The sequence below is a fragment of the Nonomuraea sp. bgisy101 genome (genome assembly GCF_057708945.1).
The window spans coordinates 162457-186150 of the sequence record NZ_JBYITD010000012.1; the positions used below are offsets into that span (position 1 = coordinate 162457).

25 protein-coding genes and 1 tRNA gene are annotated in these 23694 nt (G+C 71.0%); 10 read left to right on the plus strand and 16 right to left on the minus strand.

Features of this window, described 5'->3' with window-relative positions:
• Positions 1 to 45 precede the first annotated feature (45 nt).
• Entirely contained in the window at positions 46 to 690 is a 645-nt protein-coding gene (locus AC3EO4_RS23650) for a hypothetical protein (protein ID WP_379582973.1), read from the plus strand.
• Between the two features lie 43 nt (positions 691 to 733).
• Here AC3EO4_RS23650 and AC3EO4_RS23655 read toward each other — a convergent pair whose 3' ends face one another.
• On the minus strand, positions 734 to 931 hold the full coding sequence (locus tag AC3EO4_RS23655) for an SHOCT domain-containing protein (protein ID WP_379582971.1): 198 nt from the start codon (positions 929 to 931) through the stop codon (positions 734 to 736).
• Between the two features lie 87 nt (positions 932 to 1018).
• Here AC3EO4_RS23655 and AC3EO4_RS23660 point away from each other — a divergent pair, with 87 nt between their 5' ends.
• Both AC3EO4_RS23660 and AC3EO4_RS23665 read left to right on the plus strand, forming a co-directional pair.
• Complete coding sequence (locus AC3EO4_RS23660; protein WP_379582969.1) at positions 1019 to 1831, plus strand: patatin-like phospholipase family protein; 813 nt, start codon at positions 1019 to 1021, stop codon at positions 1829 to 1831.
• A gap of 3 nt (positions 1832 to 1834) precedes the next feature.
• Positions 1835 to 2869, plus strand: a complete 1035-nt coding sequence (locus tag AC3EO4_RS23665; RefSeq protein ID WP_431897796.1) for a 1-acyl-sn-glycerol-3-phosphate acyltransferase — start codon at positions 1835 to 1837, stop codon at positions 2867 to 2869.
• Between the two features lie 194 nt (positions 2870 to 3063).
• Here the strand turns inward: AC3EO4_RS23665 and AC3EO4_RS23670 are convergent, their stop codons facing one another.
• The 9 genes from AC3EO4_RS23670 to AC3EO4_RS23710 all read right to left on the minus strand — a co-directional run bounded on the left by AC3EO4_RS23670 (position 3064) and on the right by AC3EO4_RS23710 (position 13218).
• Complete coding sequence (locus AC3EO4_RS23670) at positions 3064 to 3678, minus strand: VOC family protein (protein WP_431897798.1); 615 nt, start codon at positions 3676 to 3678, stop codon at positions 3064 to 3066.
• Positions 3668 to 4216, minus strand: a complete 549-nt coding sequence (locus AC3EO4_RS23675; protein ID WP_379582963.1) for an alkylhydroperoxidase domain protein — start codon at positions 4214 to 4216, stop codon at positions 3668 to 3670. Before AC3EO4_RS23675 ends, AC3EO4_RS23670 begins: the two co-directional genes overlap by 11 nt.
• Positions 4213 to 4821 carry a CMD domain protein gene (locus tag AC3EO4_RS23680; RefSeq protein WP_431897800.1) on the minus strand — a complete coding sequence of 203 codons (609 nt, stop codon included), beginning with the start codon at positions 4819 to 4821 and terminating at the stop codon, positions 4213 to 4215. Before AC3EO4_RS23680 ends, AC3EO4_RS23675 begins: the two co-directional genes overlap by 4 nt.
• Entirely contained in the window at positions 4818 to 5786 is a 969-nt protein-coding gene (locus AC3EO4_RS23685; protein WP_379582959.1) for a putative FMN-dependent luciferase-like monooxygenase, read from the minus strand. The genes AC3EO4_RS23680 and AC3EO4_RS23685 overlap by 4 nt, the downstream gene beginning before the upstream one ends.
• The gene (locus AC3EO4_RS23690; protein WP_431897802.1) at positions 5783 to 7285 is read right to left on the minus strand and encodes a dipeptide ABC transporter ATP-binding protein; all 1503 of its coding nucleotides are present in this window, start codon (positions 7283 to 7285) and stop codon (positions 5783 to 5785) included. Before AC3EO4_RS23690 ends, AC3EO4_RS23685 begins: the two co-directional genes overlap by 4 nt.
• Positions 7263 to 8042, minus strand: a complete 780-nt coding sequence (locus tag AC3EO4_RS23695; protein WP_379582955.1) for an ABC transporter permease — start codon at positions 8040 to 8042, stop codon at positions 7263 to 7265. The genes AC3EO4_RS23690 and AC3EO4_RS23695 overlap by 23 nt, the downstream gene beginning before the upstream one ends.
• Entirely contained in the window at positions 8039 to 8929 is an 891-nt protein-coding gene (locus AC3EO4_RS23700; protein WP_379582953.1) for an ABC transporter permease, read from the minus strand. The genes AC3EO4_RS23695 and AC3EO4_RS23700 overlap by 4 nt, the downstream gene beginning before the upstream one ends.
• Entirely contained in the window at positions 8926 to 10536 is a 1611-nt protein-coding gene (locus tag AC3EO4_RS23705; RefSeq protein WP_379582952.1) for a TIGR04028 family ABC transporter substrate-binding protein, read from the minus strand. Before AC3EO4_RS23705 ends, AC3EO4_RS23700 begins: the two co-directional genes overlap by 4 nt.
• A 132-nt stretch (positions 10537 to 10668) precedes the next feature.
• Positions 10669 to 13218 (minus strand): glycosyl hydrolase family 18 protein, encoded by a 2550-nt coding sequence (locus AC3EO4_RS23710; RefSeq protein WP_431897804.1) that lies wholly within the window; start codon positions 13216 to 13218, stop codon positions 10669 to 10671.
• A gap of 119 nt (positions 13219 to 13337) precedes the next feature.
• Between AC3EO4_RS23710 and AC3EO4_RS23715 the strand changes: the two genes are divergently transcribed.
• On the plus strand, positions 13338 to 14087 hold the full coding sequence (locus tag AC3EO4_RS23715) for a MerR family transcriptional regulator (RefSeq protein ID WP_379582948.1): 750 nt from the start codon (positions 13338 to 13340) through the stop codon (positions 14085 to 14087).
• Positions 14087 to 14905 (plus strand): hypothetical protein, encoded by an 819-nt coding sequence (locus AC3EO4_RS23720; RefSeq protein ID WP_431897807.1) that lies wholly within the window; start codon positions 14087 to 14089, stop codon positions 14903 to 14905. The genes AC3EO4_RS23715 and AC3EO4_RS23720 overlap by 1 nt, the downstream gene beginning before the upstream one ends.
• A 10-nt stretch (positions 14906 to 14915) precedes the next feature.
• Here AC3EO4_RS23720 and AC3EO4_RS23725 read toward each other — a convergent pair whose 3' ends face one another.
• Together AC3EO4_RS23725 and AC3EO4_RS23730 are read right to left on the minus strand one after the other, a co-directional pair.
• The gene (locus AC3EO4_RS23725; protein ID WP_379582944.1) at positions 14916 to 15086 is read right to left on the minus strand and encodes a hypothetical protein; all 171 of its coding nucleotides are present in this window, start codon (positions 15084 to 15086) and stop codon (positions 14916 to 14918) included.
• Positions 15083 to 15526 (minus strand): hypothetical protein, encoded by a 444-nt coding sequence (locus tag AC3EO4_RS23730; protein ID WP_431897809.1) that lies wholly within the window; start codon positions 15524 to 15526, stop codon positions 15083 to 15085. Before AC3EO4_RS23730 ends, AC3EO4_RS23725 begins: the two co-directional genes overlap by 4 nt.
• Before the next feature lie 91 nt (positions 15527 to 15617).
• Here AC3EO4_RS23730 and AC3EO4_RS23735 point away from each other — a divergent pair, with 91 nt between their 5' ends.
• Together AC3EO4_RS23735 and AC3EO4_RS23740 are read left to right on the plus strand one after the other, a co-directional pair.
• Positions 15618 to 16163: a hypothetical protein gene (locus AC3EO4_RS23735; RefSeq protein WP_431897810.1), complete on the plus strand. Its 546-nt coding sequence runs from the start codon at positions 15618 to 15620 to the stop codon at positions 16161 to 16163.
• 48 nt (positions 16164 to 16211) lie between these two features.
• Positions 16212 to 16715 (plus strand): hypothetical protein, encoded by a 504-nt coding sequence (locus AC3EO4_RS23740; RefSeq protein ID WP_379582938.1) that lies wholly within the window; start codon positions 16212 to 16214, stop codon positions 16713 to 16715.
• Positions 16716 to 16778: 63 nt separating this feature from the next.
• Here the strand turns inward: AC3EO4_RS23740 and AC3EO4_RS23745 are convergent, their stop codons facing one another.
• Entirely contained in the window at positions 16779 to 18254 is a 1476-nt protein-coding gene (locus tag AC3EO4_RS23745; RefSeq protein WP_431897812.1) for a cobyric acid synthase, read from the minus strand.
• A 99-nt stretch (positions 18255 to 18353) separates the two neighbouring features.
• Between AC3EO4_RS23745 and AC3EO4_RS23750 the strand changes: the two genes are divergently transcribed.
• The gene (locus tag AC3EO4_RS23750; RefSeq protein WP_379583009.1) at positions 18354 to 19640 is read left to right on the plus strand and encodes an MFS transporter; all 1287 of its coding nucleotides are present in this window, start codon (positions 18354 to 18356) and stop codon (positions 19638 to 19640) included.
• Here AC3EO4_RS23750 and cbiB read toward each other — a convergent pair.
• Both cbiB and AC3EO4_RS23760 read right to left on the minus strand, forming a co-directional pair.
• Positions 19573 to 20790 (minus strand): adenosylcobinamide-phosphate synthase CbiB, encoded by a 1218-nt coding sequence (gene cbiB, locus AC3EO4_RS23755; RefSeq protein ID WP_431897814.1) that lies wholly within the window; start codon positions 20788 to 20790, stop codon positions 19573 to 19575. The genes AC3EO4_RS23750 and cbiB overlap by 68 nt on opposite strands.
• Complete coding sequence (locus AC3EO4_RS23760) at positions 20774 to 21556, minus strand: phosphotransferase enzyme family protein (RefSeq protein WP_379582932.1); 783 nt, start codon at positions 21554 to 21556, stop codon at positions 20774 to 20776. Before AC3EO4_RS23760 ends, cbiB begins: the two co-directional genes overlap by 17 nt.
• A 175-nt stretch (positions 21557 to 21731) precedes the next feature.
• Here AC3EO4_RS23760 and AC3EO4_RS23765 point away from each other — a divergent pair, with 175 nt between their 5' ends.
• Together AC3EO4_RS23765 and AC3EO4_RS23770 are read left to right on the plus strand one after the other, a co-directional pair.
• Complete coding sequence (locus tag AC3EO4_RS23765; RefSeq protein ID WP_431897816.1) at positions 21732 to 22172, plus strand: lamin tail domain-containing protein; 441 nt, start codon at positions 21732 to 21734, stop codon at positions 22170 to 22172.
• A gap of 82 nt (positions 22173 to 22254) precedes the next feature.
• Positions 22255 to 22328 (plus strand) — tRNA-Arg (locus AC3EO4_RS23770).
• A gap of 55 nt (positions 22329 to 22383) precedes the next feature.
• Here the strand turns inward: AC3EO4_RS23770 and AC3EO4_RS23775 are convergent.
• The gene (locus tag AC3EO4_RS23775) at positions 22384 to 23628 is read right to left on the minus strand and encodes a tyrosine-type recombinase/integrase (protein ID WP_431897818.1); all 1245 of its coding nucleotides are present in this window, start codon (positions 23626 to 23628) and stop codon (positions 22384 to 22386) included.
• Positions 23629 to 23694 lie beyond the last annotated feature (66 nt).

The window sequence follows — 23694 nt, forward strand, 5'->3', positions numbered from 1 at the left end:
GTTCGGCAATCATGGTGGGGACCGAACACGGCGGGAGGAGGCTTCGTGCGGCCGCGACCGTGGGCGAGACGACGGCTCGACTCGCCGGCGCGGGGGATGCTGATGGCGGTGGCCGCCCCCCTCGCGGGCATCGGGCTGTACTTCGGGGCGAGCATGCTGAACGCCTACGGCCCTTCGTGGCTCGACAATTGGGTGGGCGTGCTCCTGCGGCTGGCCATGACCCTCGCCGCCATGGCGCTCATCGTCTTCACCAGCCTGTACTTCTCGCAGGTCGTCGTGTTCTTCGGATCGTTCATCGCGCTCGGCATCGCCCTGTTCGCGGCGGGCAGGGTGGCGGACGCCCTGGTGCTCGCCCAGCGCGGCCAGACGACGTCGTGCGCGATCGTCGCCATCGACTCGCGCGTGGAGCAGTACACCACCACGGACGGCGACGGCCACACCACCTGGCACACCCGCACCGTCTACGACCACCGGCTCGACTGCGTCGCGCCTGGGATCGGGACGATGACCACCGGCGGGGCCGCGGGCAAGGTCGGCGAGCGGATCGTGGTGGCCTACGACCCCGACGACCGGATCCGCGTCCGCCCCGCCGAGGGCGCGTTCGACTACGCGGGCCCGCTGTGGACCTGCTGCCTCGGGGCCGCTGTGGGCATCGGGCTGCGCGTCTTCAGCGTCATCAGGTATCGCTGACCTCGTCGTCCCGAGACGGCCGCCGACCGGCCGGCAGGCGCGCTCACCAGTCCTGGTTGAGGCCTGACATGCGGCGCAGGTACTCGTCCTCGTCGATCTCGCCCGCCGCGTAGCGGCGTTGGAGGATCTCGCGCGGGCTCTCCCGCTGCGGCCGCGCGGGCGGCGAGGGGCGCCTTCTGATCATCATGAGCACGAGCACCACCATGATGATCACCAGCAGTACGACAAGCAGCTTTATCATCGCGGACGCCACCCTCCTTCCGAGAACTCTACGGACAACAGCCCGCCTGGAGCCAGACGGTACCGAGCTAGGCGATGATACGAGGTTGTGGAGACAGCGTTCGTGCTCGGTGGCGGAGGCGTGCTCGGCGCGCATGAGGTCGGCATGTTGCGAGCCCTCGACGAGGCGGGGATCAGACCCGACCTGATCGTCGGCACGTCCGTGGGCGCGCTCAACGGGGTGCTCATGTCCGCCTCGCCCTCCGACGCCGTGAAGCGGTTGACGACCCTGTGGCGCTCGGACGTGGCGCGCACCGCGTTCGCGGGCTCGTGGGTGCAGCGGCTGTCCACGCTGGCCAGGACCGGCACGCACCTGCACCCGATCGGGCCGCTCAGGCGGTTGCTGACCGAGCTGGTCGGTGTGGAGCTCATCGAGGAGCTGCCGGTCCGCTTCCAGTGCGTGGCGGCCTCGATCGAGCAGGCCAGCGCCCGCTGGTTCGCCGAGGGGCCGCTGGTCGACGCGGTGCTGGCCAGCTGTGCCGTACCGGGGTTGCTGCCGCCGGTGCGGATCGGCGACGAGCACTTCTTCGACGGCGGTCTCGTGCACAGCATCCCCGTCGGCAGGGCCGTGCAGCTGGGGGCGCGCAGGGTGTTCGTGCTGCAGGTGGGCAGGATCGAACAGCCGCTGTCGGCGCCCAGGCGGCCGTGGGAGGTGGGGATGGTGGCCTTCGAGATCGCGCGCAGGCACCGTTTCGCCGAGGAGATGGCCTCGCTGCCCGGCTCGGTGGAGGTGCACGTGCTGCCCACGGGACTCGACACGCCCATCTCCCCGCTGCGCTACCGGGATCTGTCGCAGATCTCCGGTTCCATCGACCGGGCCTACGCGGCCTCTTCCCGCTACCTCGCGGGCGTGATCCGATGAGGTGTGCCTCCTCGCATCGTCCGCAGGCTCGTGCTCGTCCCGCTGGTGATCGTGCTGGCCGTGGCGGCCGTCGTCACCCTGCCGCTGTGGCTGGTCGTCGTCACCGCCGCCTCGATGCGGCTGCCGCCGCCGCAGCGGCGCGGGGTCCGCTTCCTGTGGTTCGGGGTGACGTGGCTGGTGCTGGAGTGCGGGGTGCTGGTGGCGTGCCTGGGGCTGTGGGTGGCCAGCGGCTTCGGCGGGCGCCTGCACCGTGACCGGCACCAGGAGCGCCACTACCAGCTGATCCGCTGGTTCCTCTCCCATATGTACGGCGTGGCGGTGCGCGTCTTCCGGCTCAGCGTGGAGATCGACGAACCGCCCGGCGACGTACGGCGGGCCCGCCCCGTGATCGTGCTGTCGCGGCACGCCGGCCCAGGCGACTCCTTCCTGCTGGTCCACCACCTGCTCCACCTCTACGGCCGGCGGCCCAGGATCGTCATGAAGGCGGCCCTACAGCTGGACCCGTCGCTCGACGTGGTCATCAACCGCCTGCCCAACGCCTTCGTGCCCCGCAGAACCGCCGAGAGCGGGATCATCGAGGAGATCCGGCGCCTGTCGGCCACGATGGACGCCGACGACGCCCTGGTGATCTTCCCCGAGGGCGGCAACTTCACCCCGCGCCGCCGCAGGACGGCGATCAGGCGGCTGGAGGAGAAGGGGCTGCAGGAGGAGGCCAAGCGGGCCAGCGCCCTGGACCACCTGCTGCCGCCCCGGCCGGGCGGAGCGATCGCCGCGATCGAGGCGTGCCCGGAGGCCGACGTGGTGTTCGTCGCGCACACCGGGCTGGACGACCTCGTCACGATCGGCGACGTGTGGCGAAGGCTGCCGGTGAGCGCCCGCATCAGGGCGCACTGGTGGCGGGTGCCCGCCGCCGAGATCCCCGCCTCACGTCAGGACCGCATCAGGTGGCTCTACGACCAGTGGGAGGCCATCGACGACTGGATCACCGAGAACCGTCCACCCGAGGGGGCAGGCTCGCCCGCACCACCTGGCCCTTGATGTCCTGCATGATCAGGAGGACGTGGGTGACACAGCTGCCGAGCACGCCCGCCTGCAGCTCCGGCGATATGGGCCGCTCATCACCCGAGGAGACCGCGGGCTTCAGCCTTGGGGAGGAATCGGGAGCTCGGGAGGGCCGTCAAGGCCCGAGCGGTGCAGTGACCTTTCCTGATCCGCATCGCAGGGGGAGGATGTCAAGCCAGCGTCACCTTCCCCTTCGGCGTGTCCAGGACGGCCCGCAGCCCCACCTGTCGGCCCTCCTCCACGTCGATGGTGGCGCCGACCGCGTCGAGCTCGGCCCGCAGGCTCGCGACGTCAGGTGTGACGGCCGCGAACGACGCCAGCGTCAGCTGCGGCAACCCCGAGGCGGCGGGATGCTGCGTGCTCCCCCAGTCGATGAGGAACGGCACCGGCCTGACGGCCGCCGGGTTGTCGAACCGGGTCAGGCGCCACTCCAGCAACGTCCCGTCGGGCTTGCGCCGCGACAGCGGCTGCACCTCGCCGGGGTCGTAACCCCGCTCTCGCGCCAGCTCGACCGTCCTGTCGATGTCGTCAGGGTGGATCGCCCAACCGGCGAGCCGCGCCTCGGTCAGCGACTCCAGCCCGAACGCCCTCGGCCTGGCGTCCTCGACGTCCGGGTCAGGGCCGATGATCTCCAGATAGGCCGTCGGGCCCAGGCCGACCAGGTAGTTGGCGGTGCCGCCGGGATGCGAGCCGCCCTTCACGGGGGCGACCCCCGTCCGCTCGGCGAAGTCGGCCACCCCCTTCAGCAGATCGGGAACGGCGTACACCAGGTGATCAAGACTCATCGGGTTCTCCCAGGGAAAGCATGAGCCGGTTGGCCCAGTTGAAGAAGGCGGCCGCGTGTAGCGCGTCGCTGATGGCCAGGTCGTCGAGCCCCTGCTCGCGCAGGGCCGCGACGTCGGCCCGAGGAGGGGTTTCGGTGAGCGCTGCGGAGGCGTCGACGATCGCCCGCCAGCGATCATCCTGCTCGGCCCGCACGCCCTCGTCCAGCAGCCGCTGGACGTCCTGCTCGCGCTTGGAGTAGTGGGAGGCGAAGCGGGCGTGGACGGAGGCGCAGAAGACGCACCCGTTGGCGCGGGAGGTCGCCGTGGCCGCCAGCTCCCGCTCGGCGCGGGGCAGGCCGCCGTCGGCGTTGTAGAAGATGTCGTTGTCGGTCCTGGTGCGCGAGTGCAGGACGCGCGGGTCGCGGGCGAGCAGCCTGAAGTACGGCGAGGCGGCCCGCGCCCTGTCGACCAGCGCCTCCTCGTGCTCCTCCGACAACTCGTCCTCGGCCAGCGGCTCGATCCACGGCTTCCAGCCGAGCTGGTCCTGGGTGAACTTCACGCGAGCGCTCCCAACGCGGTGACGACACGGATCTGATAGGTGAGGAAGGCGACCAGTTGCGAGAGCGTGACGATCCCCGTGATGGACCAGCCCGCGTCGCGCAGCTCGGCCAGCGCCTCGGGGCTCGCCTCCCGCGGACGGAACACCAGCAGGTGGGCGTGCTCCAGCGCGGCGGCCAGCCTGCCGTCGATCCCCTCGGCCCTGTAGCGGGGGCCTTCGACGCTCTCGTGGGCCAGTTCGGCCTCCCGGTAGCGGCCGTAGGGACCCGCCGTCCGCGCCGCCTCGGCCTGGACGTGGATCCGCTTGGCCAGGTCGGGGTCGAGCGGAGCGGCGTAGAGCGCGGCAGCGGCCTCCTGGCGGTGCAGGCCCGCGACGAAGGCGGCGACCGCGTGCCGTTCGGCCTGCGTCACCTCCTCCAGCCCGACGTCGCTCACCCCTCGCCCGAGCGATGTCCCGCCCGCCTGTCCTGGCAGCTCGAAGGACGGCACGAACAGCGCCTCGTAGGTGCGCTGCGCGTGCTCGCGGGCGTCCGGCCGCCGCCTGCGCAGCACGTCGAGCCGCGAGCCTGGGGCGATGCCCGCCAGCTGGTCGATGATGTCGGTCATGCCTTCTCCGAAGGGGTCCAGCCGAGCGCGGGCGCGACCTTGGTGGCCAGCAGCTCGATCGAGCGGAGGATGAGCGGGTGCGGCGGGTCCGCCGAGTGCACCTGGAAGACCAGGTCGGTCACCCTGTCGAGGGTCCGGTCGGCCCGCAGGCTCGCGATCACCTCGTCCGGCGTGCCCACGTGCGTGTCGGCCCGCAGGAACGCCGCCAGTTCGGGCGACTGGCGGGAGGCGCGCGCGATCCCCTCCTCGGCGTGGCGCAGCGCCTCCTGCCTGGAGTCGGCGACGAACGCGGTGCGGGAGGCGACGATGCGCGGCGCCGTACCGGAGGGGAGGTTCTCGTAGTAGGCGTCCACGATCGGCTTCTGCACCTCGGCCAGCGTGACGCCCTCGGCGCGCGGCTGCGTCCGCGACAGCATCAGGCCGTTGCCCGCGCGCCCCGCCCGCTCGCCGCCGCCGACGGAGAACGTCGCCTCCCAGATCGCGCCGAGCAGCCGGGGCGCGGCGGGGTAGAGGTGGTTGCCGCCGCCCAGGTCGCCGCCCGACCAGGCGTTGACCAGGACCGCGAGGTGCTCGGCGTAGATGGCGGAGCGGGCGGCGCTGTCGTGGCCGAAGGCGGCGAAGGACGAGGCGGTCCCTCCGCTGCCGACGCCGACTTCGAGGCGGCCGCCGGACAGCAGGTCGAGGACGGCGGTGTCCTCGGCGACCCGCACGGGGTGTTCGAGCGGCAGCGTGATGATGCCGGTGCCGAGCCTGATGCGGCTGGTCCTGGCGGCGACGCCGGCCAGGAAGACCAGGGGCGCGGGCAGCCCGCCCTCGCTCTCGCTGAAGTGGTGCTGGGCCACCCATGCCGAGTCGAACCCGTGCGCCTCGGCGTGCGCGATCTGCTCGGCGGCCAGCTCGTACCTCTCGGCGGCGGTGGCCTGGTCGAGCAGGCGGGTGAAGAAACCCAGCCTCTTCCGGCTCATCGGACCGGCTCCGGGATCGCCGCGAGCAGCTCGCGGGTGTAGTCGTGCAGAGGTCTGGTGAAGACCTCCTCTGTCGTTCCGGTTTCCACGATCTTTCCCTTGTTCATGACGGAAACGGTGTGCGAGATCTGCCGCACGACCTTCAGGTCGTGGGAGATGAACAGGTAGGTGATGCCCAGGTCGCGCTGCAGGCTCTCCAGCAGGTCGAGGATCTGTCCCTGCGCGCTGACATCCAGCGCGGAGACGGCCTCGTCGAGGACGAGCAGCCGGGGCGAGACGGCCAGCGCCCTGGCGATCGCCACCCTCTGCCGCTGGCCGCCCGACAGCTCGCGCGGCCTGCGGGAGAGCAGGTCGGCGGGCAGCCCCACGCGGTCGAGCAGGTCGGCGGCCGAGCCGTCGATCGCGAAGTTGCGCAGCGGCTCCTCGATGATGCGCCGGACGGTCTGGCGGGGGTCGAGCGAGGCGTAGGGGTTCTGGTAGACGAGCTGGACGTGCTTGCGGAAGTCGCGGCCGTGCGCGGGCGCCCCGGCGAGCGTGGCCTCGCCCGAGCTCGGCGTGACGAACCTGGCGATCATGCGGGCGGTGGTGGTCTTGCCCGAGCCCGACTCCCCCACCAGCGCGTGGGTGGTGCCCTGCCGTACCTCGAAGGAGACGCCGTCGACCGCGCGGAAGCCGCCGTACTCCTTCACCAGGTCCCTGGCCTCGACGGCCACGGGCGCCGTCGGGTCGGCCGCCCTGAACGGCCGCTCCTCCTTCGTGAGCACGCGCCGGGTGTAGGCGAGCGTCGAGGCGGGCCCCTGCTCCTCGACGCGGCCTTCCCGCATCACCACGACCTTGTCGGAACGGCCGGCGGCCACGGCGAGGTCGTGGGTGACGAGCAGCACGGCCGTGCCGAACTCCGCCCGCAGGTCGTCGATGAGGTCGAGGATGCGCCGCTGCACGGTGGCGTCGAGGGCGCTGGTCGGCTCGTCGGCGATGACGAGCTGCGGGCGCAGCGCGATCGCCGCGGCGATGAGGACGCGCTGGCGCATGCCGCCGGACAGCTCGTGCGGGTAGCGCGCGGCGTGCGCCTCGGTGAGGCCGACTCTGACCAGGAGCTCGGCGACGCGGCTCCTGATCATCCCGCGGTCGCCGCGCCGGTGGATGCGGAGCGTCTCGCCGATCTGCGCGCCGACGGTCTTGACGGGGTTGAGCGAGTTGCCGGGATCCTGTGGCACCAGGCCGATCTGCGCGCCGCGCACCGATTCCATGCGCCTGGGCGACCAGCCGGCGATGTCGGTGCCGTTCAGCAGGATCTGCCCGCTGTCGGCGGGGTGCAGGCCGAGGATGGCGTGCGCGGTGGTCGTCTTGCCCGAGCCTGAGTCGCCGACCACCGCGACGACCTCGCCCGGCTCGACGGTGAAGGAGACGCCGTGGACCGTACGGCGCCTGCCCTGTCGCCGCCGGCTGCCCGGCTCCGCGTAGGAGACCACCAGGTCACGCACGTCGAGCAAGCTCATCGATCCTCCTGCTGATACGGCCGGCGGCGAGCACCACGGCCACGACGACCGCTCCGGGCAGCGTGGTCAGCCACCAGGCGGTCGCCAGGTAGTTGCGGCCCTCCGAGATGAGCAGGCCCCACTCGGGGGTGGGCGGCGCGGCGCCGTACCCGAGGAAGCCGAGCGTGGAGATGGCCAGGATGGCCACGCCGAACTGCAGGGCCGCCAGCGCGATGACGGGGCCGAGCGAGTTGGGCAGCACGTGCCGCCACAGGACGGGAAGGAAGCGCCCTCCGCTGCCGAAGGCGGCCTCCACGTAGTCGGTTCTCCTGGTCTTGACGACCTCGGAGCGGGCCAGGCGGGCGAAGGTCGCGACGGAGCCGATGCCGACGGCGAGGGCGACGTTCACCGTGCCGGGGCCCAGCAGGATGATGACGGTCAGCGCGAGCAGCAGGCCGGGCACCGACAGCAGCACGTCGACGACGCGCATGACGAGCGTGTCCGCCAGGCCGCCGAGCGAGCCGGCGAGCAGGCCGAGCAGCGTGCCGAGCACGAGCCCGACCGCGACGGCGACGAACGCGCCCGACAGCGAGTGCACCGCCCCGTGGACGACGCGGGCGAACAGGTCGCGCCCGACGGCGTCCGTGCCGAACCAGTGCTCCGCGCTCGGCGCCAGGAGCTTCTCGGCGGGCACGCCCGCGATCGGGTCGTAGCCGGTGAACAGTCCCGGCACCGCCGCCCAGAGCAGGACGAGGGCGACAATCAGCCATTTGATCATCTGAGCCTCGGATCAAGGATCGGGAAGAGCAGGTCGACGATCAGGTTGACCAGCACGAACACGGTCGCGGCCAGCACCACGACGGCGAGCAGGACGGGCGTGTCCTGGGCGCTGACGGCCTGCTCGGTGAGCCTGCCGACGCCGTTCCTGCCGAACACGGTCTCGGTGATGACCGAGCCCGCGATCAGCTCGCCGAACGTCAGCCCCGCCATCGTCAGCGTGGGCAGCATCGCGTTGCGGGCCACGTGCCGCCAGAGGATCCACCGGCGGGAGGCGCCCTTGGCGGCCACCACCTGCACGAACGGCTGCGTGGACACGTGGTCGATGCCGCGCGCGAGCACCTGGGCGATCGGCGCGGAGATCGGGACGGCCAGCGTGAGCACGGGAAGGATGAGCTGCTGCGCCTCGGTGCCGCCGATGACCGGCACCAGCTTCAGCCTGAAGGAGAACAGCTGGATCAGCAGGATGCCCACCCAGAACACCGGGACCGCGACGAACAGGGAGGGCACCTCCCTGAGCCAGGCCAGCAGGCGGTTGCCGGAGGCGAACGCGATCAGCACGGCCAGCACGATCGCGAGCGCGAAGCCGAGCCCGGCCAGCTTGGCCGTCTCCGGCAGCGCCTCGGCCAGCCGTTCGACGACGGGCGTGCCGGTGTCGATCGAGTAGCCGAAGTCGCCGCGCAGGAATCCGAGCAGCGTGTGCAGGTAGGCGGCCGGGCCGTCGGTGCCGTAGTACTCCCTGATCTGGGCGATCTGCTCGGGTGACAGGCCGAGCTCGGGGTTCTGGAACTTGATCAGGATCGCGTCGCCGGGCAGGAGTTGCAGCAGGACGTAGGAGGCGGTGAAGGCGGCCCACAGGACGAGGGCCGCCTGCCCTGCCTTTCTCATGACTTCCACACCGAGTAGAAGCTCGGCCTGCCGACCGCCTCGAAGGCGACGCCGTGGACGTTGGGCGCGCCACCGTACACCTGGGGCTCCTCGAACAGCGGGATCGCGTAGCCCTGCTCCACGAGGTAGCGCTGGATCTCGGCGACCTTCGCGTTGCGCTCGGCGGGGACGGCCAGCGCCGACTCCTCCTCGAGCAGCCGGTCGAGCTTGTCGTCCTGGGAGAGGATGACGTCGCGGTTCTTGCTGTGGAACTGGCTCTTGATGACGTCCTGGTCGGCGCGGCCGACCATGCTGTGGCTGACGGCGGTCTTCTCCGCGTTCTTGATGTCGACCGCGAGCGTGCCCGCGTCACCGGGGCGCACCTCCAGCTTCACCCCGAGCTCAGCCCACTGCTGGGCGACGAGTTCGAGCGTCTGCTTCGACAGCGGCTGCGGCAGCGAGACGAAGACGCCGAGCTGGAGCTTGGCGCCGTCCTTCTCGCGGATCCCGTCGGCGCCGCGCTTCCATCCGGCCTCGTCGAGCAGCGCGCCGGCGCCCGCGGGGTCGAAGGCGAGCTCCTTCGACAGGTCGACGTAGCCCTGAGCGAGGTGACTGAGCACCGAGGTGGCCTGGGGATAGCTGGGCGTGAACAGCGTGTCCACGACCTCCTTGACGTCGGTGCCCTTCTGCAGCGCCTTCCGTACCCTGATGTCGCTCAGGATGCTGTTGGAGGGCCGCAGGTAGAGGCCGTTGTTGACGCCCCTCGTCGGCTCGGCGTAGAGCGTGAAGCCCGCGCCCTTCACCGTCTGCTCGTCGTAGGCCTGCACGTAGCGGACGAAGTCGGCCTGCCCGCTGGTGAGCGCGCCCACGCGGACGTTGTCCTCGGGCGTGACGATGATCTTGATCTCGTCGAGGTAGGCGCGCCCCTGGTGCTTGGACGACGGCGGCGCCCAGTTGTAGTCCTTGCGCGCCTTGAGGTCGATCTCCTTGTCCACGATCTGGTCGGCCACGGTGAAGGGTCCCGAGCCGACGACGTTCTTGAGCTGGCACTGCTGCTCGTACGGCAGGCCGATCGTCTTCTTCGACACCAGCCCTGCGCCGATCACCGAGGTGCCCTGCAGGAAGCCGGGCGAGGGCTTGCCGAAGTGGAACTTCACCGTCCTGGGATCGACGACCTCGCTGCGCTCGTAGTTGTTGACGAACTCGGCGGGCGGCAGCTTGAGCTCGGTGTCGCCCTTGCCGTACACGTCGAAGTTGGCGGCCACGGCGCTCGCGTCGAGCGGGCTGCCGTCACTGAACGTCACGCCGTCGCGCAGGTGGAAGGTGTACTCGGTCGCGTCCTTGTTGATCTCCCACTTGGTGGCGATCCACGGCTCGATCTCCAGCGTCTCGGGGTTCTGCCAGGTCAGCTTGTCGGTGAGCTGGTTGAGCAGTCCACCGTTGGGATAGAAGCCCGCCGCCGGCAGATAGAGGCAGGTCGGCGGCTGGTGCTCGAGGTAGGTCAGCGTGCCGCCGACGATCGGCTCGCCCGCCGCCGCGGCCTTCGCCGTGGGCTCGGTGGTCGCGCCACAGCCTGCGAGAAGTCCCGTGACGGCGAGAAACACTGCCGCTGTGACGCGTGTAGCCATGGGGAGATCGCCCTTCGAATGCGGGGTTGGGTGAAAACCACCATAACCTACCGAAATTGTAGGTAAGGCCCATGTCCGCATGCTGATACGGCTTGCGCCCCCCGCATGAGACGCAAGCCGTATCGCGCGCCGCTACCTCAGCCCTGCGTCGAGCGCGGCGGTCAGGACGCCGGTGTCACCCGACATCTCCCAGATCATCGCGCCCAGCAGGTTCTTGCTCCTGAGCCACGCGGTCTTCTTGCCGATCGACCAGGCGTCGTCGAAGGACCACCACTGGCCTCCGTTGCCGGTGAAGCACGAGGTGGCCACGGCCTGCTCGTCGTGCCGTACCGTGCAGTTCGGCACGCCCGCGACCAGGTTGCCGTACCCGCGGGTCCCCGCCTCCTCGGCGAACTGTCCTGGCGCGGCGCCCGTGGCCGACTGCCACTCGCCGGCCTTGCCGCCGTCGGCGACGCCCTGCCAGCCGCGCCCGTAGTAGGCGAGGCCGATGGTGAGCTTGCGCGGGTGCACACCCGCCTGCAGGTAGACGTCGATCGCCTTCTCGACGCTGAAGTCGGGGTCGTAGGGGCTGTCGGTGTCGAGGTGGAGGTTGCCCTGGTGGCCCGTGCGGTTCGGCTCCCACGAGTTGTCGCTGCCCGCGCCGTGGAAGTCGTAGCCCTGCACGTTGAAGATGTCCAGGTTCTTCGCGATCTGCGGGAGGTCCCAGCCCGCGGCGATCTTGGCGGGATCGGCGGGAGTGAAGGCGGTGAGCTGGTAGCGCTGCCCCGTCTGCCTGGTCAGCTCGTCGAGCTGGCGCCGGAACTCGGCGATCAGGAGGGTGTTGTTGGCCTTGTCGTTCGGGCTGACGTGGTTGCCCGCGTGCCCCTCGGCGCCCGGCCACTCCCAGTCGAGGTCGATGCCGTCGAAGACGCCCGCCGCCGTGCCGGGTCCGCCCGCTCCTCCGGCCACCGGCAGGTTGCCCTTGATGTAGATGTCGATGCACGAGCTGACGAACTTCTTGCGCGCGGCGTCGGTGGCGGCGACGTCGGAGAAGTACTTGGAGTAGGTCCAGCCGCCGAGCGAGATCAGCACCTTGAGGTGCGGGTGCTTGGCCTTGAGCTTCTTGAGCTGGTTGAAGTTGCCGCGCAGCTTCTCCCAGCCGGTGTCGGCCACGCCGTCGACCGACTGCGCCGCGCTGAACGGCCTGCCGTAGTCGGCCTCGGCGTCCCCCGCGCCGTCGCCCTGGCTGGGGTCCTGCGGGTTCTGTGTCGTCCCCTTGGTGACGCCCTGCAGGCAGGTCAGGTTGACCGGGTCGATGTTGCCGAAGGCGTAGTTGATGTGCGTCAGCTTCGCCGCCGCCCCGCTCGTGTCGAGGTTGCGGACGAAGTACTGCCTGCCATAGATGCCCCACTGGACGAAGTAGCCGACCCTGGCGTAGCCGGTCTCGACGATGTCGGAGGTGGTCACGGTGACGGGGGCGCCGGCGGGCGACAGGTTGTCGTACAGGTCGCGGGCCTTGACGGTGAAGGTGTATTCGGTCGACGGTGACAGGCCGCCGACCGTCGCGGTCGTGCCCGTGACGGTCGTGGCGAGGGTCGCGCCGGTGTAGACGTCGTAGTTGGCCACGCCCTTGTTGTCGGTGGAGGCCGTCCAGGCGAGCGTGACGCTGGAGGAGGTCCTGCCGGTGCTGCGCGGGTTGCCGGGTGTCGTCGGCGGCTGCGTGTCGTCGGCCGGGTTGTTCGTCGTCACCGTCACCGGGGCGCTGGCTGCCGACAGCGTGCCCTTGCGGTCCTTGGCCTTCACCGTGAAGGTGTAGGAGGTGTTGGGCGTCAGGCCTGACACGGTGGCGCTCGTGCCGGAGACCTCGGTCCCGTTGGAGAGCACGTAGCCGACGATGGGGAGGCTGCCCTGCTGGGCGGCGTCCCACGCGAGCGAGACCGTCCTGGTGGTCTTGACGGTCACGCGCGGGTTGCCCGGAGCTCCTGGCGGCGCGTCGGGGGTGCCGTCGCAGTTCACGTCGTTGACGCGGCACGAGGTCGGCTCGGCGCCTGCCGTGCTGACCGTGAAGGACGGGCTGTAGGGCTCGGTCGTCGCTCCCGCGGCCACCGTGGTGTTGTAGTGGGCGGGGGTCAGCGTGACCGTGCGCCCGTTCTGGGCGAGGGTGGCGTGCTGGGCGTTGCTCGCGGTCACGCCCGAGGGCAGGTCGAACACGACCGTCCAGCCGTTCAGCGCGGTGGTGGAGTTGTTGGCCACGACGATCTTGGCCGAGGTGCCGCTCACCGAGTAGGTCGCGCCCACGGGCGGGGGCGCGGGCGGTTCGGGGCCGCTGCCGTCGCAGTTCGCGCCGTTGACCTTGCAGGAGACCGGCTGGACCGCCGAGCTCAGCGTGACGGCGGGGCTGTAGGGCTCGGTGTTCCTGCCCGCCTGGATGGTGTTGATGTAGAAGGCAGGGGTCAGCGTCACCTTGGCGCCGTTCTGGGTGATCGTGGCGTTCTGCGGATTGCCGGCGGTGACGCCAGGGGGTAGTTCGAAGACGATCGACCAGCCGGTGACGGCCGTGGTGCCGGGGTTGGCGACCACGAACTTCCCGGTGGTTCCCGACAGGCCGAAGGTGGCGGTCAGGCGCGCCGCGGCGTCGGCGGGAACGGCGCTCAGGGCCACGGCGACGAGCACGGCGAGCAGCACAACAGGTGATCTGCGCATGCGACGGATCTTTCTATTAAGAAAGTTTCCTAAGAGTTGACCGGATCGTAAACCTGCTCCTGACCACCGGCAAGGCCCAAGTTTGACCTTGACGTAACGTCAACGTGTGTAATGGCCGCATGCGGATCGGAGAGCTCGCAGCCCTGGTCGGGGTGTCGACCAGGACCGTGCGCCACTACCACCACCTGGGCCTGCTGCCCGAACCCGAACGGCTCGCCAACGGCTACAGGGAGTACCGGCTGAGGGACGCCGTCCTGCTGTCCCGCATCAGGCAACTGGCCGGGCTCGGCATGTCGCTGGACGAGCTGCGCGACGTGCTGGCCGACGACCAGGGCAAGGACCTGCGCGAGGTGCTCCAGGAGCTGGACGCCGACCTGGCGAGGCAGCAGGAGGCCATCGCGGTCAGGCGTGCCAGGCTGGCCGTCCTGCTCGCCGGGACGGACCTGCGCCCCGACTCCATCGTGCCGCCCGACATGGCGGCGGTGCTGCACGACCTGTCGGCGGGGGCATCCACCTTCGCCGCGCTCGACCGCGAGCTGCTCACCCTGGTGGGCAACGTGGCCGACCCCGCCGACCGCGCCCACCTCGTCGACCTGATGCGGCCCCTCACCGAGCCCTCCGCGCTGGCCAGAGGGCACGAGCTCTACCGGAGGCTCGACGAGCTGGCCGAGGCGAGCCTCGACGACGGGAGGCTCGCCGAGCTGGCCGGCGACCTGGCCGCCCATCTGCCCGACGACCTGGTCAGGCCGATGATCGAGAACGCCGGCTCCCAGGGCAGCGGATGGCTGGAGGCGCTGAACGACGAGATGACACCCGCGCAGGTCGAGGTGTTCAGGCTGCTCATGATCACGTTGAAGGGACGGGTGTGATGCTCAGGCTGGCACGAGCCGCGCTGTACACGGTCATCCCCGCCGAGCTGCTGCTCGCGGTCCTGCTCGTCTCGGGTGTCTCACTGCCGGCGCCGGTGCTGCTGCTGGCCGAGGCGGTCGTGCTGGGCGTGCTCGCGCTGGAGGCGGCGACCGCCGTCCGGCTCTACCGGGCGGCGCGCGGGCAGGGGTCCGACCGGCGGTCGGCGCTGCTCTCGACCGTCGACCGGCTGCTGCCGGTGACGGTGCGCAAGGTGATGGAGTTCGAGCTGAAGGGCATGGCCAGCCTGGTCCTGTGGGTGGCCAGGCGACGCCACGGCGTGCCGCAGGGGGCCACGGCCGTGCCGTACTCGAGAGAGCAGTCGACGACCATTCTGATCATGCTGTTCGTGATGGTCGTGGAGACGGTCGGCATCGACCTGCTGCTGGTGGCCCTGGACGTGCCCGCCCCGGTGCGCGTCACCGTGCTGGTGCTCGACCTCTACGGCATCGGGTTCGGGCTGGCCTTCGCCGCCGCCTGCGTCACCAGGCCGCACGTCGTGACCGGCGACGAGCTGCGCGTCCGCTTCGGCGCCTATTTCGACCTGCGCATCCCCCGCGAGCTGATCTCCTCGGTGCGGGTGGCGCGCAACTACAACGAGACCGGCATGATCCAGGTCACCGACGGTCGGCTCAGCGTCGCCGTCGGCTCCCAGACCAACGTGGTCGTCGAGCTGGCCGAGCCCATCACCGTGACGCGCCCGCTCGGCCGTCGCGAGACCGTCACGAGCGTCCGCTTCTTCGCCGACACCCCAAGCATGGTGCGGCTCCAGGGCGCGTGACCACCCCGCCTCACGAAGGAGGACGGCTCGCGCGGGCCGCACGCTGGGCGTCCCGGCGAGCGGCCCGCTGCTCGTCCTCGTCGAGCGTGGAGTTGACCACGACGATCGGCTCGCCGTCGACCCAGGTCAGCAACCAGCCCTGGTCGCGCGGCAGCGCCCGGTAGACGGTGCGGGCGATCACGGCAGCTCGCCCTCGCCCAGCCGGTGGTCCGCCGCGGTGCCGTCGGCACCGGTCCTGCCGGGACCGCCGGGACCACCGGGACCGCCGGTACCGCCGGGACCGCCTGCCCGCACGCGCCTGACGACGTCGACCGTCCTGCGCCAGTCGTCGGCCTCGTGGCCCCGCCACGAGCGTGTCCCGCGCAGCCCGATGACGCAGCGTGAGCCGTCGATCGTCACCGCCACCTGCTGGAAGCGGCCCCGTCGCGGCGAGCGGACGGCTGTCACGTACTCCAGAGGCGGCGGCTCGGCCTCCGTGAGGTACTCGATGAGGCGCGTGGCGCGCCGCAGCCGCTCCCTGGTGAGCTCCAGATCGCGGACGAGCCTGTTGTGCCACTCGATACGCTTGCTCGCCCTGGCCGCGCGCCTGACGAGACCGGCGATGGGATCGACGTCGTTCATGGGGGCCTGCCATGGTGCTCGACAACGGTGGTCAGGGCGCCCCACATACCCGTCACGCGATTGAAGCACACGGCTTCCGTAGACTCCAGGGATGCGGCGGGTGAGCAGCACGGTGATCGTGGTGGCGGGGGAACACGCCGCCGAGGTGGTCGCGGGACTGGACGGCATGCGCAACGTGCGAGCTCTCACGGCCGGCGAGCGCGGGCCCGACCAGCTGACCGAGGCGGTGACCAGGGCACGGTCCACCTACGTGGTCCACGACGCCGACCCGCTCGCCGAGGTGGGGCGCGCGTGGGCGGGCTTCTTCGACGGCACCGAACCCGTCGGCGGCCTCGAGGTCGCGGTCGAGGAGACGCTCGCGGCGCTGCGGGCCGAGCGGCGGGTGCTGCCCGACTACTACGTCGTGCTCGAACCCGACGAACTGCCGGCCACCGTGCGGCACTGGTGGCTGGGAGTGCTGGCGGGCGCCGCGCCGGTGCGGGTGGTACCCGCGCCGCCGTCCGCGCGCGCGGTCGCCGAGTTGCTCGGCCGTCTGCAGGCGGGGCGGTGGTGGCCGCAGGACGTCGAGGCGTGGCTGCGCGAACTCCCCCGCGTCGTCCCCGACCGCGCGGGCCTTTCCGCTCAGCCCTCCCCCTGACGGCACGCCTGACGGGTCGACCGGGCGGGCGTGAAGGACACTGCTGTCATGAACGCGCGTGATACAGGTGCGGCACCTGAGCGGGTGGAATTCGCGGGCGCCGTGTACGGCTCGCTGCTGGCGGCCTCCGTGGTCGTCGGCTCCACCGCCGAGGGCGGGCCACCCGCCGCCGGAGAGCTCATGGTGCTCCTGATCTGCACGGGCGTGGTGTTCTGGATCACCCACGTCTACGCCCAGATCGTGAGTCACGGATACCCGATCAAGCCCCTGACCTGGGAGAGCCTGCGGGCGGTCGCCAGGCACGAGTGGCCGCTGGCGCAGGCGTCGTTCCCTCCGGCCATAGCCGCCGCGCTGGCCGCCGGGCTGGGCCTGTCCAACACGGTCGCGGCATGGGCGGCGTTGTGCGTCGCGGTGGCCGGCCAGGTCGTCTGGGCCGTCGCGGCCGCGGTCAGGATCCACGCCTCCACGCGGGTGGTCGTCGTCTCCGGGATCGCCAACCTCGTCCTCGGCCTGGTCCTCGTCACGCTCAAGACCGTGATCTCCACCCACTGAGCCTTCCGGCGGCTCGCCGGTTCGTCACCCGACCCGCAGATCATCACCCTGCCCCGCGGATCGTCACGCGCCCGGCGGGAGGAACGGCACCGCGGGGGCGCCCTTCTCGATCAGCCTGAGCAGCGCGTCGGTGTCGAGGTGCCGCTCGACCAGGTCGCCCAGCGCGTCGAGCCGCTCCTCCCTCAGCCGAGCGAACGACACCCCCGGCGCGGGCACGAAGTCGCGGCCCGCCCGCGCCGCCACCTCCGACAGGAAGGCGCGCCTGAAGTCGTCGTTCTCCAGCGCGCCGTGCCACGTCGTCCCCCACACCGCGCCCACGGTGCACCCGTCGAGGAACGGCTCGCCGCCCTCGACCGTCGCGACGCCGTGGTGGATCTCGTAGGCCGACACCGCGTGGCCGTACGCCTGCCCCGTAGGCCTGGCCAGCCGCTTCTCCTCGGCGAACCGCACCCGTACGGGCAGCAGCCCGAGCCCTTCGACGTGCCCCGCCTTCGACTCCACCTCGTCCACGATCTCGCGGGCGAGCATCTGGTAGCCGCCGCAGATGCCCAGGATCGGCAGCCGCCTGGCCGTCAGCGCGTCGGCCAGCCCGGTCGAGCGCAGCCACGCCAGGTCGGAGACCGTCGCCTTCGAGCCGGGCAGGACGACGAGGTCGGCGTCGTCGAGCTCGCCGGGGGCGGTGACGAACCTGACCAGCACGCCCGGCTCGCCGGCCAGCGCGTCGAGATCGGTGAAGTTCGAAACCCGCGGCAGTTTCACGACCGCCACGCGGAGGGTCTGCCGACCGTGGGGCGTGCCGGTGACCGTCTGGCGGCTGTCGAGCGCGAGAGAGTCCTCGACGTCGAGCCACAGCCCGTCGAGCCAGGGCAGCACGCCGTACACCTCGCGGCCGGTCAGCCCGCGCAGCGTGTCGAGCCCCGGCTGCAGCAGTTCGACCGCACCCCTGAACTTGTTGACCACGAATCCCGAGACGAGGGCCTGGTCCTCGGGAGACAGCAGCGCGACGGTGCCGTAGAAGGCGGCGAACACGCCGCCCCTGTCGATGTCGCCCACCACGACGACCGGCAGGTTCGCCGCCCTGGCCAGGCCCATGTTGGCGATGTCGCCGCGTCTGAGGTTGATCTCGGCGGGGCTGCCCGCGCCTTCGCAGATCACCACGTCGTAGGCCTCGCGCAGCCGGTCGAACGACTCCAGCGCCCGCTCTCGCAGGAAGTCCTTGAGCGCGCCGTACTCCATCGCGTCGACGTCGGTCAGCGGCCTGCCCATGAGCACGACCTGGCTGCGGCGGTCGCTGCCCGGCTTCAGCAGGATCGGGTTCATGTCCGCGACCGGCTCCAGGCCCGCCGCCTGCGCCTGCATGGCCTGCGCCCGGCCGATCTCCGCGCCGTCGGCGGTGACGAAGGAGTTGAGCGACATGTTCTGCGCCTTGTACGGCGCGACGCGCACCCCCTGCCTGGCCAGCCAGCGGCAGATCCCCGCCGTCACCACGCTCTTGCCCGCATCCGACGTGGTCCCCGCGACCAGCAACGCACCCTTCACCCGGCAACCGTAGCGGCCCGCGCTCTTGGCACATGCTGTGACTTCTGCCACTCTGTCTGGAACAAACTCCTAGAATCAGATTCTGGAAAGGGCGTGAGCATGGTCGGCACGCTTCCTCCCACAGGGATCACCGCCGAAACCCGTGCGCCGTACGGCTGGACTCCCCTTGTCGTCCTGTTCGTCGTCGGCCTGGTCGATCGCGTCGAGAACAACCTCCTGTCAGGCGTGCTTCCCCACGTGCAGGCCGAGTGGGGCTTCAGCGACACCGCGGCCGGCTCGATCCCGACCGCGTCGGCGCTGGCCGCCGCCATCGTCGCCATCCCCGCCGGCTACCTCGCCGACCGCGTGAACAGGACGAAGATCCTCGCGGTCGTCGTCATGCTCTGGGCGGTGGCCACGCTCGGCTCGGGCCTGGCGGCGGGCTTCGCCATGTTCTACGCGATGCGCGTCTTCCTCGCCGCCGCCGAGAACATCGACAACCCTGCGGCCGGATCCCTGACCGCCGACTACTACCCGCCCGTCACCAGGGCCAAGGCGTACGGCCTGACCAGGGTCACCACCTACCTCGGCGGCATCGGCACGCTGATCGGCGGCGTGCTCGCCCAGGCGTACGGCTGGCGGACCGCCTTCCTCGTCATGGTCGTCCCCGGGCTGATCGCCGCCTACCTGTGCTGGCGGCTGCGCGAACCCGCTCGCGGACACCTGGACCAGGTCGTCGCCGGCGGAGCGGGCACGGTCGCCGACAGGCGGCCTGGACGGTTCACGGAGGTGCTGCGCATCCCCACCCTGGTGATCGTCTGCGCCGGGCTCGCGCTGCTCACGCTCGGCCTGGCCGGCATCTTCTACTGGATGCCGTCGCTCATGGTCCGCAGCTTCGGCGTCGGCACCGGCGTCGCCGGATCGATCAGCGGCCTCATCACGGTCACGGGACCCGTCCTCGGCACGCTGATCGGCTCGCGGCTCGGCTCGAAGTGGCACGGCACCGTCAAGGGCGGCCGCCTGCTGGCCGGAGGCGGCGGCATCACCGCGGGCTCCGTGGTCCTGGCCGCCGCCCTGGCCATGGAGTCCCTGCTGTGGCTGAGCGTGCTGACGCTGCTGGCCAGCACGCTCATGTCGATCGCGATCCCGAACATGACGGCCTCGCTGGCCGACGTCGTCGGCGCCCACGCCCGCGGACTCGGATTCGCCGTCCTGCAACTGCTGACGACGTTCGGCGGCGCGTTCGGATCGCTGATCGTCGGCCGCGTCTCCGACAGCAGCGGGTCGCTGACGGCCGGCATGTACGCCCTCATCCCGCCCATGGTCATCGGCGGCGTGATCACGCTCCTGGCGCGTGGCTTCTTCGAGCGCGACGCGGCCAGAGTGCTGGAACAAGCACGGCAATAGCGGCGGCGGCGAGGCTCACCGTCCTGGTGAGCCTCACCGCGCGGCGGATGTCGCGCACCTCCGGCTTGGGCCCGTCCCCCATCTCGGGCCGGTGCTCGACCCGGGAGCCGTACACGTTGGTGCCGCCCAGCGTCACATCCAGCGCGCCGGCGAACGCGGCCTCGCACCTGCCCGCGTTGGGGCTGGGATGCCGGTGACCGTCCCTGCGCAGCACCCGCAGCGCGCGACCCCTGTCAGGAGCGGCGAGTACGGCCAGCAGGCCGGTGATCCTGGCCGGAACGTAGTTGGCCACGTCGTCGAGCCTGGCGGCGGCCCAGCCGAAGTTCTCGTACCTCGGCGAGTGGTGGCCGACCATCGCGTCGAGGGTGTTGACGGCCCGGTAGGCGAGCAGGCCGGGGACGCCCGCGACGGCGCCCCAGAAGAGGGGGGCGACGACGGCGTCCGAGGTGTTCTCCGCCAGCGACTCGACGGTGGCCCTGGCCAGTTCGGGGGCTTCGAGCGCGCTGGGGTCCCTGCCGCAGAGGTGCGGGAGGCGTCTTCTGGCGGCCGCGAGGTCGTCGGCCTCCAGGGCTTCGGCCATGTGGGCGCCTTCGCGAGCCAGCGTGGTGCCGCCGAGAACGGCCCAGGTCGCCGCCGCCGTCAACCCCGCCTCCAACGCCCACCCCAGCCCCGCACGGCGGCCTTCCGCACCCAGCCCCGCCCGGCCCGCACCCAGCCCCGCCCAGCGACCTCCCGCACCCAGTCCCGCCCGACGGCCTTCCGCGCCCAGCCCCGCCCGGCCCGCACCCAGCCCCGCCCAGCGACCTCCCGCACCCAGTCCCGCCCGGCCCGCACCCAGCCCCGCCCAGCGACCTTCCGCACCTAGTCCCGCCCGGCGGCCTTCCGCGCCCAGGGCGGCCCCGGCTCCCGCCCGGCTTGACGCGAGCGCGCCGCTCGCCCGTCGCGTGATGAGTCCCAGTCCTGCCGACGCCCCCACGCAGATCGCGACATGCGCCACCCCGTGCGGCCTGGCGTCGCCGTACAGGCGCTTCTCCAGCGCCGCGGCGGCCCGCCCGAACAGCGCGACAGGGTGACCACGCCGCGGATCCCCCACGACGGCGTCCACGAGAACCCCCAGCGCGAGCCCCGCAGATCTAGACGAGATGTGCATGAACCTCATCTTCGTGGGTGTCGAGCCATGCCGCGGCCCGCCGGATGCGCTCGCCCGCGCCGTCCGCCCACATCCTGGCCCAGCCGCCGCCCTCCGCCGCGCGAGCCCTCATCATCTCGTACGACCGCCCGAACCTCAGCCTCGCCAGCGGGATCAGGCGACGGCGCTCGCGGGACGGCAGGCCGTACGCGTCGCAGAAGAGGCGTACCCGCGCGCCCGCGTCGACGTCGCGCAACAACGGGTGCCTGTCGACGGGGTCGGCGATCGGCGCCCAGTGGCGCAGCGTCGTGACCACGTCGAACAGCCTCGTCGTCGGCCGCGCGAGATCGAAGTCGATGAGCGCCACCGGCCGGTCACCCCTGAAGATCGCGTTGTCCGGGGTCAGGTCGCAGTGCCCGATCACTTCGGGAGCCGCGTCGTCGTTCGACCCGCCCTCCCAGCGGTGGCCCGCCAGCGGGAACCCCGCCGTCGCGTCATGGAAGCCGCGCAGCAGCCCAGCGAGCCGTTCCAGCGCCTGGTCGGTGACGGAGTCGGCGGTCAGGCCCGCCGTACCGGGGACGAAGGTGATGATCTCGCGACCGGCGGCGTCCACGCCCACCAGACGCGGGGCGCCCTCGAACCCCACCGCCTCCAGATGGCGGAGCAGAGCATGCACGGCGGGGCTGGATCGGCAGGTGGGTCTGCGCACAGTGTCGCCGATTCGCACCACTCCGTCCGTCACGTCCCCGCCCTGCAGCGGAATCTCGTGCAGGACCGTCGCGACCATGCCACGACACCTTAGCCCTATTTGTACGGCCCCCGCCTGGGGTTTTCGGACAATCGCCATGTCAGGTGATGTTCACAACGTGAGTCAACGACCACACCGCGTGAACCCGTCCGCGAGGCCGGTCGTCTCACTCTGCACACACCCACACATCCCACACATCGCAGAGGAACCACCCATGCCGCTCCCCCTGGCCCTGATCGCCACCCTCACCGCCTCCACCGCGTTCGCCCCCTCCTCGGCCGCCCCCGCCGTACAGATCACCAAGGTCTACTACGACTCCCCCGGCGTCGACCGGCGCAGCAACACCTCCCTGAACGGCGAGTACGTCACGATCCTCAACACCACCCGCCGGCCGGTCGACCTGGAACAATGGACCATCAAGGACAAGACCGGCTACACGTACACGTTCGGACTGGACGCCGTGCTGGGCCCCGGCAAGAAGCTCACCCTCCGCACCGGCCAGGGCAGCGACACCCCGTCCACGTCATACTGGGAACGACGCGCCTACGTCTGGAACAACGACAAGGACATCGCCTATCTCCGCGACCCGGACGGGAAGCTGATCGACTCCTGCTCGTACAACAGCAGCAGGACCGACTACCGGAACTGCCTGTAGGGGCGGCCCGGGAGGACGAGTACGCGTGACACGGGAAATCGAGTACGTGCGCACTCCCAGGATCATGCACAATTGTGCGGGAGCGCCCTTAGCTCAGCTGGATAGAGCATCGGACTTCTAATCCGACGGTCGCAGGTTCGAATCCTGCAGGGCGCGCTAGGTATGGCAATGATCCACAAGTGGCCTGGTAGACCATTGCCAGACCATCGAGTCAGCCGCCCGCTTTCCGTGACCGGCGCGGGATGATCGCCACCGTCGCCTCCGCCGCCGCCTTCGCGAGCTGCGGAACGACACTCGTGTACGTATCGGCCGTGAACGAGTGCTTCGAGTGCCCCAGCGTCGCCGAGATCACCTTCATGTCGTTGCCTGCCGCCAACCCGAACGTCGCCGCACAGTGCCTCAGGTCGTGGAAGCGGATCGGCGGCAAACCGGCCCGGCGCACGAGCACCTCGAACCGCTGCGAGGCGAACTCCTCCCGCAGAGGCTCCCCGTTGCGGCGGGTGAACACCACCTCGGAGGCCACCCACGACTCCCCCGCCCGCAGCCGCTCCCGCCCCTGCTGCACCCGCCAGGCCTTGAGCAGCCGCACGTTCTCGTCGTCGAGGTCGATGGTCCGCACACCCGCCTCCGTCTTCGGGCCAGACTCGCCCTGATCCAACACGCTGAGCGTGCCGACTTCCAGGTCGAGATCCGGCCACTCCATCCGGCGCGCATCGCCCCGGCGCAGGCCGCGGGTGATGGTCAGGTGGAACAGCGGATACAGCCGCTCCTTCTTCTCTTCGCAGTGGTCGAGGAACTCGCCTGCTATCTGTGGGGTCCACACCATGACCGGGCCGGGCACATGGCCGGTGCGCCGCCAACGCTCCACCCGCGCCGCCGTCCATACCAGCGGCTTGGGTCGCGTCACCCGCGGCGGCTCTACGTGCTTGGACGGATCATGCCCGATCTTCCGCGTCTTGAAGGCGTACGACAGCGCCGACGACAGCACCCGGTGGGCCAAGTGGATACGCGACGCCGACAGCGGCCGGGAGGAGTGCAACCCGCCGTTCTCGCGCCACTCGGCCGTCGCCCGAGCCGCCAGGAGGCGGCGCAGCATCTCCGACGGCTCAGCCCCCTCCGGCAAATTGTTGATCTGCCCCATCGCCTCGTACAGCTCGTGGAGGTGGTGCTCGCGCACGTCACCGAGCTTCAGATGACCGAGGCCCGGGTCGCCGTACAGATCGACGACCTCCTGGTACGACTGCCGCGTGGAGGCCTTGAGGCGGACTTTGCCGGGTAGCCACTGATCGCGCAGGAAGCGGCGGAAGGTGAGCTGCCGGTCTGGGACCGGCGCTCCCGATCCGGCCTCGGCCAACAGCCGCGTCAACTCCTTGTTCGCGATGGTCTCGTTCGGGAACGGCCCCGCCCACGGGCGCCGGCGTTTGCCGCCCGGCCCGGCGGGCAGCTCGTAGCGCACCCAGAACTCGCCGTGCCCCCGCTTCTTCAGGAGGGGGCAGGACTTGCCCATCTTCTTACCGTTCTC